This is a genomic window from Streptomyces sp. NPDC059679, assembly GCF_042734105.1.
Lineage (GTDB): Bacteria > Actinomycetota > Actinomycetes > Streptomycetales > Streptomycetaceae > Streptomyces.
Genome location: NZ_JBHWES010000100.1, coordinates 19,835 through 31,766 on the forward strand (window position 1 = coordinate 19,835; position 11,932 = coordinate 31,766).

Consider the following 11,932-nt stretch of genomic DNA (forward strand, 5'->3'; position numbering starts at 1 on the left):
GAGGGTAGCTGTCACCGGCACCTGAGTACGCGCTTACCAGACAGTGCGTCCGCTACCCGCGTCGACGCTCCTCCCGTACCGCCTTTCGCGCCGCTACGTGCAGGCGCCACTCATGTCGCCGAATGAACATTCCGGCCATCCTTCCGCCCGAAAACAGTCGCCTCTTGGGTCGGCTTTCTCGCACAAGATGATCTATATCGGATCGAGCGGTGACCGGATTCGTTCGCGCCGGTCATCGCGCCCGTCGGAGTCCGTGCTGGTCAGCGTCGATGTTCCCGGATCGGGACGCACGGGGCGAACCGTGACGACACGGCGGAGTGAGCTGGTGGAGAGTCGTCGCGGCCCGCTCAAGAGTGCGGTACCGTCCAACGTCGTGAGCCCTGTACGTCGCTGTTCGCGCACCGCGTGCGGCCGCCCCGCCGTCGCGACGCTGACGTACGTCTACGCGGACTCGACCGCGGTCCTCGGGCCTCTCGCCACCTATGCCGAGCCGCACTGCTACGACCTGTGCTCCGAACACTCGGAGCGGCTGACCGCCCCGCGCGGCTGGGAGGTCGTCAGGCTCGCCGTCGACACCGGCCCGCCCCGCCCCAGCGGTGACGACCTGGAAGCCCTCGCCAACGCCGTACGCGAGGCGGCCCGCCCCCATGAGCGCGCGCCCGGCGGACCGTCGGGCCCGGGGCAGAGCGGCCGGGAGGGCGATCCGCGTGAGGTCTCCCGCCGTGGCCATCTGAGGGTCCTGCGCTCGCCCGACTCCTGAGCCTTCCCCTTCCCGTCTCTCCTCCGCGTCTTTCCCGGTGTTCCGCCGTACGCCCCCCGAGCGCGCCGCACGACGGACCTCACAGTTGCTCCCCAGGTCCTGCGGGTAGGTTTTGAACCCCAGAGGCCGCCAAGAGGCCCTGAATCCGCAGAACGTAGAGACCTGCGGAAGTAGAGACCTCCAGAAGGGACTGCTGTGACCGACTTGTCGCAGATCGTGAAGGCGTACGACGTGCGCGGTGTGGTCCCGGACCAGTTGAACGAGCCGCTCGCCGAGCTGTTCGGCGCCGCCTTCGCCCGGGTGACCGGCGCGCGTGCGATCGTCGTCGGCCATGACATGCGCCCCTCGTCGCCTGGTCTGTCGCGGGCCTTCGCGACCGGGGCCGCCGCGCTCGGCGCGGATGTGACCGAGATCGGACTGTGCTCCACCGACCAGCTCTACTTCGCCAGCGGCCACCTCGACCTGCCCGGCGCGATGTTCACGGCCAGCCACAACCCCGCCCAGTACAACGGCATCAAGCTGTGCCGCGCGGGCGCCGCCCCCATCGGCCAGGACAGCGGGCTCGCCGAGATCCGCGCCCTGGTCGAGGAGTGGATCGCGGGCAGCGCGCCCGACCCGGTCGCCGACCGCGGCACGATCACCCAGCGGGACGTACTCGACGACTACGCCGCCCATCTGCGCTCGCTCGTCGACCTCACCGGCATCCGCCGTCTCAAGGTCGTCGTCGACGCCGGCAACGGCATGGGCGGACACACCGTCCCCACCGTCTTCACCGGGCTCCCCGTCGAGCTGGACCCGATGTACTTCGAGCTGGACGGCACCTTCCCCAACCACGAGGCCAACCCGCTCGACCCCAAGAACATCGTCGACCTCCAGGCGCGCGTCCGCGAGACCGGCGCCGACCTCGGCCTCGCCTTCGACGGCGACGCCGACCGCTGCTTCGTCGTCGACGAGCGCGGCGAGCCGGTCTCCCCGTCCGCGATCACCGCCCTGGTGGCCGCCCGCGAGCTGGCCAAGCACCCGGGCGGAACGGTCATCCACAACTGCATCACCTCGTGGTCGGTGCCCGAGGTCGTCAAGGAGCAGGGCGGCACCCCGGTCCGCACCCGCGTCGGGCACTCGTTCATCAAGGCCGAGATGGCCCGCACCGGCGCGATCTTCGGCGGCGAGCACTCCGCGCACTACTACTTCCGCGACTTCTGGAACGCCGACACCGGCATGCTGGCCGCCCTCCACGTCCTGGCCGCGCTCGGCGAGCAGGACCGCCCGCTGTCGCAGCTGGTCGCCGCGTACGACCGGTACGCCGCCTCCGGCGAGATCAACAGCGTCGTGGACGACCAGGCCGGGCGCATGACCGCGGTCAGGGCCGCGTACCAGGGGCGCGACGACGTCGAGCTGGACGAGCTGGACGGGCTGACGGTGACGGCCGCCGACTGGTGGTTCAACCTCCGCCCCTCCAACACCGAGCCGCTGCTGCGCCTCAACGTGGAGGCGCGCGACTCGGACACCGTCGCCCGCGTCCGCGACGAGGTCCTGGCCGTGGTCCGGGCCTGAGAAGCCCCTCAAGGGGCGTCCGCAGGGGCGTCCGAAGGGGAGGGGGCGCCACGCTCCCTCCCCGGCGGTACGCTGACTGCGCTGGACTCAAACCGAAGGGACGACGCCTCATGCCGCTCGAAGCCGGTCTGCTGGACATCCTCGCCTGCCCCGCGTGTCACGCACCGCTGCGCGAGGAAGAGGGTCCGGAGACGCCCGAGCTGGTGTGCACGGGCGAGGGGTGCGGCCTCGCCTACCCGGTCCGGGACGACATCCCCGTGCTGCTCGTCGACGAGGCGCGCCGCCCGGCCTGACGCCGTCCCGCGCAGTTCCCGCCCCGGACCGCACCGCCCCGCCCACGGCGATCGGAGGCCGAAGCACCATGCTCGACGAATCCCTCCTCGACGCCCCCGAAGCCCTCGCCCGCGCGGACGTTCGCGGGCTGCTGCGGGGGGCCGCGGAATCCGGCGCCCGGGTGCGTACCGCGGCCCGGTACGCCGCCGAGGCGGGGGTCGCCGACCTCAAGCCGGACGGCAGACCGCGCTCCGTGCTCGTCGCCGGTCCGGGCGCGGCGGGGAGCTGCACCGCCGACCTCCTCGGCGCCCTCAGCGGCAACAACTGCCCGGTCAGCCTGATCGCGCCGACGGGCGTGGCGCCCGCCCCGGGCGCGCTGCGCTGGACGCTGCCCGGCTGGGCGGGCCCGCTGGACCTGCTGCTGCTCGTCACGCCGGACGGCGCGGAGCCGGGGCTTCCGCCGCTGGTCGAGCAGGCGTACCGGCGGGGCTGCTCGATCGTGGCGGTCGCGCCCGCGGACTCCCCGCTGGCCGGCGCCGTCGAGCAGGCGCGCGGGCTGATGGTCCCGCTGGCCACCGGCCCGTACAACAACGACTCGGCGCCGTACGACACGGCGCCGCCCGCGCCCGCCGGCACCCCGCAGGCCGAAGGGCAGCACACCGAGCCGACGGGCACGGCGCCGGACGAGGTGACGGGGCCCGCGCTGCCGGGCACCCTGTGGGGGCTGCTCACGCCGCTGCTGGTCCTGGTCGACCGCATCGGCCTGGTGGCCGCCCCGCCCAGCGTGCTGCAGCAGGTGGCCGACCGGCTGGACCAGGTCGCCGAGCGCTGCGGCCCGGCCATCGCCACCTACACCAACCCCGCCAAGGCCCTGGCCGCCGAGCTCGCCGGTTCGCTGCCGCTGCTGTGGACCGAAGGGCCGGTCGCGGCGGCCGCCGGGCGGCGCTTCGCGAGCCTGCTCGCGCTGCTCGCCGGACGCCCCGCGCTCGTCGCCGAGCTGCCCGGGGCGCTCGCCGCCCACGGCACGCTGCTGGCCGGATCGCTGGCCGGCGGCGCCGACCCGGACGACTTCTTCCGCGACCGGGTGGAGGAGGCGGAGGCGCTGCGGGCCAGGGTTGTGCTCTTGTACGACGAACAAGTCAGCGCGCTCTCGGCCGTACCGACCGCCCGGGAGCTCGCGCTCGCCCACGACACCGCGCTCAGCGAGCTCGAACCGGGCGGGGGCGGTGTGCTGGAGAACGCGGCAGAACTCCTCGCCATCACGGATTTCACCGCCGTTTACCTGGCGCTCGCCTCGACGGAGAGATCATGACGGAGTAATCCCGTCCTTCCGTACGTACAGTCAGGAACCGCACCCCATGGACCGCCTCGTCAACACCGTCCGCCCCTACGCCTGGGGCTCCGCCACCGCCATCCCCGAGTTGCTGGGCACGGAGCCGACGGGTGAGCCGCAGGCCGAGCTGTGGATGGGGGCGCACCCCGGGGCGCCGTCCCGCGTCGACCGCGGCGAGGGCCCGGTGGCCCTCTCCGACGTGATCGCCGCCGACCCGGAGGGCGAACTCGGCCCGGACGCCGTAGGACACTTCGGGCCGCGGCTGCCGTTCCTGCTCAAGGTGCTCGCCGCCGCCTCGCCGCTCTCGCTGCAGGTGCACCCCGACCTGGCCCAGGCCGAGGCGGGTTTCGCGGACGAGGAGGCGCGCGGCGTCCCCGTCGACGCCGCCCACCGCAACTACAAGGACGCCAACCACAAGCCCGAACTCATATGCGCGCTCACGCCCTTCGACGGGCTGTGCGGCTTCCGCGACGCCGACGAGGCCGCCGGGCTGCTGGCCGCCCTCGAGGTGGACTCGCTCAAGCCGTATGTGGACGTCCTGCACGCCCACCCCGAGTCCCACGCGCTGCGCGAGGTGCTCACCGCCGTACTGACCGCCGACCGCGAGGCGATCGCGGACACCGTCCACCAGACCGCCGCCGCCGCCGAACGGCTCGGCGCGCAGGACGGCCCGCACGCCCCCGCGTACCGCGCGTACGCCTCCATCGCCCGGCACTACCCGGGCGACCCCGGCGTGATCGCCGCGATGCTCCTCAACTACGTACAACTGCAGCCGGGCGAGGCGCTCTACCTGGGCGCGGGCGTGCCGCACGCCTATCTCGACGGCCTCGGCGTCGAGATCATGGCCAACTCCGACAATGTGCTGCGGTGCGGACTGACCCCCAAGCACATCGACGTCCCCGAACTGCTGCGCATCGTCCGCTTCGAGAGCGAGGCCCCCGGCGTGCTCCGCCCCGAGGCAGATTCCTCCGGCGAGGAGGTGTACGCCACCCCGATCGACGAGTTCCGGCTCTCGCGCTACGTCCTGGCCGAGGGCACCGGCCCGCGCCCGCTGCCCTCCCGCACGCCCCAGATCCTGCTGTGCGCCTCGGGTACGGCGGTGCTGCGCGGCACGGGCGGCGACGGCGGCGATGGGGCCGAACTGCGGCTGGCGCAGGGGGAGTCGGCCTTCGTCCCGGCGGGCGAGACCGTGGCGCTGTCCGGCCCCGGCACTGTGTTCCGGGCCACAGTCGCCGCCTGACGCACCGCCGTTTGGCGGGGCTGCAACAATGGCCCGCCGTACGCAGTAAAGCAACGGCAAAGCTGCCGTGCGACGGAAGGGACATTCGGCACAAAATGAGTGCATCAGGCGGAACCAAGGCGATTGTTGCCGCGCTGGGCGCCAACCTGGCCATCGCCGTAGCCAAGTTCGTGGCGTTCGCGTTCAGCGGCTCGTCGTCGATGCTCGCCGAGGGCGTGCACTCGATCGCCGACTCCGGCAACCAGGGCCTGCTGCTGCTCGGCGGCAAGAAGGCCAAGCGCGAGGCGACCCCGGAGCACCCCTTCGGCTACGGCCGTGAGCGCTACATCTACGGCTTCCTGGTCTCCATCGTCCTGTTCACCATCGGCGGCGTCTTCGCCCTCTACGAGGGGTACGAGAAGATCAAGCACCCGCACGAGGTGGAGCACTGGTACTGGCCGGTCGGCGTGCTCGTGTTCGCGATCATCGCGGAGGGCTTCTCGTTCCGTACGGCCATCAAGGAGTCGAACGAGGTCCGCGGCAAGCTGACCTGGTCACAGTTCGTACGCCGGGCCAAGGCGCCCGAGCTGCCGGTCGTCCTGCTGGAGGACTTCGGCGCCCTGGTCGGCCTGGTGCTCGCGCTCGGCGGCGTCGGCCTGTCGCTGATCACCCACGACGGCGTATGGGACGGCATCGGCACGGTCTGCATCGGCGTGCTGCTGGTCCTGATCGCCCTCGTGCTGGCCGCCGAGACGAAGTCCCTGCTGCTCGGCGAGGCCGCGGACGCGGACCAGGTCGCCAAGATCCGCGAGGCCCTGGTGGACGGCGAGACGGTCACCGGCCTGATCCACATGCGCACGCTCCACCTGGGCCCCGAGGAGCTTCTGGTCGCCGCCAAGGTCGCGGTCCAGCACGACGACACGGCGGCAGAGGTCGCCCGCGCGATCGACGCGGCGGAGGCCCGCATCCGCGAGGCGGTCCCCATCGCCCGCGTGATCTACCTGGAACCGGACATCCTGCGCACCACGACCTCGGCGTAGCGCCCGGCGGGGGCCGCGCCCGTCACGACCCCCGCGGCCCCGCCTGGGCACGGGCCTTTGGCCCCGCCCAGGCGCGGGCCTCGCGTCCGCTGGCCCGGAGGCGGGCTCTCGCGGCCCGCCCTCGGCGTGGCGGGCGCGCGCGGGCCCGGCACGGCCCCGCGGCCCCTGCCGGGGCACGACTTCGGGCCCCGCCCAGGCGCGGGTCCTCGTGTCCGCCGGCCGGGTAGGGGCTCTTGCGTCCGCTGGCCCGGCGCGCGCCCCCGCAGCCTTCGGCCTTCCGGGCGCGGCTCCGGCCGGGGCCGGCGGTCGGCCCCGGCGCAGCGCGGGACCCGTGGGGCCCCGGCGCAAGGCCCTGCGGGGCCTGAGGCCGAGCCCCAGGCCCCGCAGGGGCAGCCGCAGAGCGAAACCGGGGAACCTGCGGAAGGGGCGGATCGGGAGGCAGGGGAGAACCCGCCAAGGGGGCACCCGCCCCCACCCCGCTACTCGATCTCGCCGAGCACCCGCAGGATCGCCGCCTCGTCCGCCGCCTCCAGCAGCCGCTCCCGGAACTCCGCACTCATCAGCTTCCGCGAGAGCAGCGCCAGGATCCGCAAGTGCTCATCGCCCGCCGCCGCCTCCGGCACCGCGATCATGAACACCAGCTTGGCCTTCGTACCGTCCAGCGCACCCCACTCGATGCCCTCCGGCGACCGGGCGAAGCCGACGACGGGCTCGGTCACCGCGTCCGTCTTGGCGTGCGGGATCGCGATCTCCTCGCCGAGGCCGGTCGTGCCCTGCTCCTCGCGGGCCAGTGCCGCCCGGACCAGTTCCGCCGCATCGGCGACCTTGCCGGAGGTGGCCAGCAGTTCGGCCATCTCGCGTATGGCGGCCTCTTTGCCGTCCGCCGCCAGCCGCTCCCGTACGGTCTGCTCGGTCAGATACCCGGACAGCACCTGATCCGCCCGATCTGCCGAAGCCCCCTCGGACACAGCCGCAGGAGCCGGAGCGGAGGCAGACACAGCTGCAGAAGCAGACACAGACCCAGCCACAGAAGCAGCCGCACCCGCACCCGCCCCCTCCGCCGCAACGCCCACCAGCGCCGGCTCACGCACCGGCCCGGGACCCCCGGCGCCGCCGGCCGCCGCGCCCGGCCCCGAAGCCTCACCGCCACCGTGAGCCGCACCCCCGCCACCGAGCGACATCAGCGCGATGGTCGTGAGCGCCGTAGCCGCCGTACCGATCACAACGGCGACGAAGAACATCGGCACCCCGTCGACCGCACCGAGCAGCGCCACGATCGGACCGCCGTGCGGCACGTTGTCCTCGACCGAAGCCAGCCCCGCCACCGCACCGGCGACCGCGCCGCCGAGCATGTTCGCAGGGATGACCCGCGCCGGGCGTGCCGCGGCGAACGGGATGGCGCCCTCGGTGATCCCGAAGAAGCCCATGAACAGTGCGGCCAGGCCGGTCTCCCGCTCCTGGTCGTCGAACATCCGGCGGCGGATGAGGGTGGCCAGGCCCTGGCCCAGCGGCGGGACCGGGATGGCCGCCGCGCACATGCCCATGACCTCGGGGTTCTTGGAGACAAGGCCGGCGCCGAAGAGGAAGGCGGTCTTGTTGACCGGACCGCCCATGTCGAACGCGATCATCAGGCCGAGGATCGTGCCGAGCAGCGCCGCGCTGGTGCCGGTCAGCCCGCCGAGCCAGTCGGTGAGGTGTTCGAAGACCCACGCGATCGGCTCGCCGAGCACATAGATGAAGAACAGCCCGAGCGCCGAGGTCGCCACGATCGGGATCACGATGATCGGCATGATCGGCTGGACGAACTTGGGCACCTTGACCATCTTGATCCAGCGCACCAGATAACCGGCCAGGAAGCCGGTGATGATCGCGCCGATGAACCCGGCGCCCGCCTCGCTGTCGTACAGCTCGCCGTGCGCCGCGATCCAGCCGCCGACCATGCCGGGCACCAGCGCGGGCCGGTCGGCGATCGCATACGCGATATAGCCGGAGAGGATCGGGATCATCAGCTGGAAGCCGATCACGCCGATGTCGTTGACGGACTTCCAGAAGGAGTCGTCGGGGATGACGATCCCCTTGGGCGTCGTATCGCCGCCCAGCGCGAGCGAGACCGCGATCAGCAGCCCGCCGACCACGACGAACGGGATCATGTACGACACGCCGTTCATCAGGGCCTTGTAGGTGACGCTGCGCCCCTTGCCGCCCCCGCCGCCGGAGCCCGCCGTGCCACCGCCGCCCGCACCCGGACGGCCCGCGCGGGAGCCGTCCCCGTCGTACACCGGAGCGCCGCGGACCTGCTCGATCAGCCGCTCGGGGTGGTGGATGCCCTCCGCGACGCCGACGACCAGCACCCTCTTGCCCACGAACCGGCTGCGGTCGACGTCCTTGTCCGCGGCGATGATGATGCCGTCCGCGTCTCTGACATCGTTGTCAGACAGTACGTTCTCGGCCCCGATCGAGCCTTGTGTCTCCACCTTCATGGCGTGCCCGAGCGATTCCGCCGCTTGGGCCAGCTTTTCCGCGGCCATATAGGTATGCGCGATGCCGGTCGGGCACGCGGTCACGGCGAGCAGCTTGAGCCCTGGTCCGCTGGCCCCCGCGCCGTTGGGGGGATCGGCTGGACTGGTCACGTGGTTCTCCTTCTGCAACGGGTTGAGCGAGCGAGGGAAGGTGCAAGGGTCCCCGCGCCGAACGCATCCCGCAAGAGGTCCGGACCGGAACAAAACCCAGGTCGGCAGGGCAGAGACGGCGAACCGGCCGAAGAAAGCGTCCACAGGTTGAAGAAAGCGGTCATCGACTGGGGTTCGCTGCGCCGATCGGTGTAGATTCGTGACCGAGCCAGACGTCGCTGCTGATGGCGGTCGGGCGGTCCGCCCCGCGGACCGGCCGAGGGAGAGAGGGCCTCCGACGGACTGCGCACTGCGAACAGGGGACCCGTGTGTCCGTATGACCACGGCGCCGAGGGATCGCTGTCGCATGCCCAGCCGAACCACTCTCGCTCGATACCGATCCATGAGGAGCAGCACATGACGAATGCCGTCTCCGGTCAGGACTTCAAGGTCGCCGACCTGTCTCTGGCCGCCTTCGGCCGCAAGGAGATCACCCTCGCCGAGCACGAGATGCCCGGCCTGATGGCGATCCGCGAGGAGTACGCGGCCGGCCAGCCGCTCGCGGGCGCCCGGATCACCGGCTCGCTGCACATGACGGTGCAGACCGCGGTCCTGATCGAGACCCTGGCCGCGCTCGGCGCGCAGGTCCGCTGGGCCTCCTGCAACATCTTCTCCACCCAGGACCACGCGGCGGCCGCGATCGCCGTCGGCCCGAACGGCACCCCCGAGGACCCGCAGGGCGTCCCGGTCTTCGCCTGGAAGGGCGAGACCCTGGAGGAGTACTGGTGGTGCACGGAGCAGGCGCTGACCTGGCCGGGTACCGCCACCGGCGGTCCGAACATGATCCTGGACGACGGCGGCGACGCCACCCTCCTGGTCCACAAGGGCGTCGAGTACGAGAAGGCCGGCGCCGCCCCGGACGTCTCCACCGCGGAGAACGAGGAGCACCGCGTCATCCTGGAGCTGCTGAACCGCACCCTCGCGGAGAGCCCGCAGAAGTGGACGCAGCTCGCCTCCGAGATCCGCGGCGTGACCGAGGAGACCACCACCGGCGTCCACCGCCTGTACGAGATGCACCGGGACGGGACGCTGCTCTTCCCGGCGATCAACGTGAACGACGCCGTCACCAAGTCGAAGTTCGACAACAAGTACGGCTGCCGCCACTCCCTGGTCGACGGCATCAACCGCGCCACCGACGTGCTGATCGGCGGCAAGGTCGCGGTCGTCTGCGGCTACGGTGACGTGGGCAAGGGCTGCGCCGAGTCGCTGCGCGGCCAGGGCGCCCGGGTCATCATCACCGAGATCGACCCCATCTGCGCGCTTCAGGCGGCGATGGACGGCTACCAGGTCGCCACCCTGGACGACGTGGTGGAGACCGCGGATATCTTCATCACCACGACCGGCAACAAGGACATCATCATGGCCTCCGACATGGCCAGGATGAAGCACCAGGCGATCGTCGGGAACATCGGCCACTTCGACAACGAGATCGACATGGCCGGTCTCGCCGAGCTCCCCGGCATCGTCAAGGACGAGGTCAAGCCGCAGGTCCACACCTGGACGTTCGCCGACGGCAAGGCGATCATCGTGCTGTCCGAGGGCCGCCTGCTGAACCTGGGCAACGCGACCGGTCACCCGTCGTTCGTGATGTCCAACTCCTTCGCGAACCAGACCATCGCCCAGATCGAGCTCTTCACCAAGCCGGAGTCCTACCCGACCGACGTCTATGTGCTGCCCAAGCACCTGGACGAGAAGGTCGCCCGGCTCCACCTCGACGCCCTCGGCGTCAAGCTGACCACGCTCCGCCCGGAGCAGGCCGCCTACATCGGCGTCCCGGTCGAGGGCCCGTACAAGCCCGACCACTACCGCTACTGATCACCCGCACTGATCACCGCTGATCGCCTGCCGATCAGCCACTGATCGGACCAGCAGCCGGTAGCCGGCCCCCGCCTCGGCGGGGGCCCAGGGCCCGCCCAGGCCGGTCAGGCCGGGCGGGCCTTCGCACGTCAAGGACCAAACCCATGCCCCGCGGCCGCTACTCCCTCCACGACCCGCACGATCACACCCCGCTCGGCGAGGAACACTTCCACTGCGCGCCCGGCCCCACCGGCTGGCGCTATGTCGCCCAGCTCACCTCCCCCTCCGGCGATCACAGCGGCTCCGTGGACCTCACCCTCGACGAACTCGGCCGCCCCCTCCGCCTGGAACTGAACGCCGCGAGCTGGCGCGTCCGTGGCGCGGCGCTGGACGGCGTCACCTGGGTCCGTACCGACCCGTCCGGAGAACACGCGACCGAGGGCAATGTCGCCGCCCATGCCTTCACCGGCTCCTCGCCGGCCTTCCTGATCGCCACGGCCCGACTGCTGCGCCTCACCCCGGACGCCCCCGCCACCCGCGTCCGCCTCGTCGCCTTCACCGCCCCCGTCCTCGCGCCTCGCACCCTCGACCAGTCCTGGGCCCTGCTGGACAGGTCGGCGCACCCGACCGACACCGGCCCCCTGACCGTGGACGAATACCGGGTCACCGCTCTCGATACGGGGGAGCAACACTCGGTCCATATCGCGGGTGACGTGGTGCTGGCGGCGCCTGGTATCGAGCTCGAGGAGCTTGAGAGCCCACCGTCGTCCTTCTCCGCACCCCTCCCTGATCCGGATGCTTGACCGCCGCCTCCTGCGGAGTTACAAAGGCAGTCGTTGGTTGCTTCACATGGACGGTCGAGACGTCGCTCGGACGTCGAGCCACCGGGTCGACACAGCGCCACCACGCGTGGCGCACTGTGCATCGCCCCTCTCTGACCTGCTACTGTGCTCATCTCACCCAAACCCCTTGACGGGGGCTGTTGGGGGAGGTAGGTTTTAACGGTTGCGGCGAGCAGGGTTTGCTCGTGGACAACCGTTAGCACCAAGATCGCCTCGGCTCTGAATTCCGATTCGAGCGAGGCACTTCGATCCTGTAGGGAATCGCGAAGCCGATTAGGTCGGCCGATGCGGGTCTGCTAAAGTCGAAACAGCCGAAAGGCAAAGGCCACTCCGACGGCCACCAGAAATGAAATTCGGACCGGGAACGGACCGGAAAACGGATCTGGTAAGGTTGGAAACACCGAAGGGAAGCGCCCGGAGAAACCGGTGAAACGGTTTCGAAGGA

Annotated in this window: 9 protein-coding genes; 8 read left to right on the forward strand and 1 reads right to left on the reverse strand. The window is 71.3% G+C overall.

The genetic code is table 11. The features are described 5' to 3' along the window. Nucleotides 1-325: 325 nt before the first annotated feature. The 6 genes from ACFV2X_RS51315 to ACFV2X_RS51340 all read left to right on the forward strand — a co-directional run bounded on the left by ACFV2X_RS51315 (nt 326) and on the right by ACFV2X_RS51340 (nt 6,179). The gene (locus ACFV2X_RS51315) at nt 326-760 is read left to right on the forward strand and encodes a DUF3499 domain-containing protein (protein ID WP_385630228.1); all 435 of its coding nucleotides are present in this window, start codon (nt 326-328) and stop codon (nt 758-760) included. 195 nt (nt 761-955) lie between these two features. Continuing rightward, nucleotides 956-2,314 (forward strand): phosphomannomutase/phosphoglucomutase, encoded by a 1,359-nt coding sequence (locus tag ACFV2X_RS51320; protein WP_385630210.1) that lies wholly within the window; start codon nt 956-958, stop codon nt 2,312-2,314. Between the two features lie 110 nt (nt 2,315-2,424). Beyond that, complete coding sequence (locus ACFV2X_RS51325; protein ID WP_014177048.1) at nt 2,425-2,607, forward strand: Trm112 family protein; 183 nt, start codon at nt 2,425-2,427, stop codon at nt 2,605-2,607. Nucleotides 2,608-2,675: 68 nt separating this feature from the next. Then, nucleotides 2,676-3,899 carry an SIS domain-containing protein gene (locus ACFV2X_RS51330; RefSeq protein WP_385630211.1) on the forward strand — a complete coding sequence of 408 codons (1,224 nt, stop codon included), beginning with the start codon at nt 2,676-2,678 and terminating at the stop codon, nt 3,897-3,899. Nucleotides 3,900-3,945: 46 nt separating this feature from the next. Next, on the forward strand, nt 3,946-5,160 hold the full coding sequence (manA, locus tag ACFV2X_RS51335) for a mannose-6-phosphate isomerase, class I (protein WP_385630214.1): 1,215 nt from the start codon (nt 3,946-3,948) through the stop codon (nt 5,158-5,160). Between the two features lie 95 nt (nt 5,161-5,255). Beyond that, nucleotides 5,256-6,179 carry a cation diffusion facilitator family transporter gene (locus ACFV2X_RS51340; protein WP_385630216.1) on the forward strand — a complete coding sequence of 308 codons (924 nt, stop codon included), beginning with the start codon at nt 5,256-5,258 and terminating at the stop codon, nt 6,177-6,179. Between the two features lie 479 nt (nt 6,180-6,658). Here the strand turns inward: ACFV2X_RS51340 and ACFV2X_RS51345 are convergent, their stop codons facing one another. Further along, nucleotides 6,659-8,809, reverse strand: a complete 2,151-nt coding sequence (locus ACFV2X_RS51345) for a fructose-specific PTS transporter subunit EIIC (protein WP_385630219.1) — start codon at nt 8,807-8,809, stop codon at nt 6,659-6,661. Nucleotides 8,810-9,205: 396 nt separating this feature from the next. Between ACFV2X_RS51345 and ahcY the strand changes: the two genes are divergently transcribed. Both ahcY and ACFV2X_RS51355 read left to right on the forward strand, forming a co-directional pair. Further along, nucleotides 9,206-10,663 (forward strand): adenosylhomocysteinase, encoded by a 1,458-nt coding sequence (ahcY, locus tag ACFV2X_RS51350; RefSeq protein WP_385630221.1) that lies wholly within the window; start codon nt 9,206-9,208, stop codon nt 10,661-10,663. A gap of 146 nt (nt 10,664-10,809) precedes the next feature. After that, a complete protein-coding gene (locus ACFV2X_RS51355; RefSeq protein ID WP_385630223.1) occupies nt 10,810-11,448 on the forward strand; it encodes a hypothetical protein in 639 nt (212 codons plus the stop codon). The last annotated feature ends 484 nt before the right edge of the window (nt 11,449-11,932 follow it).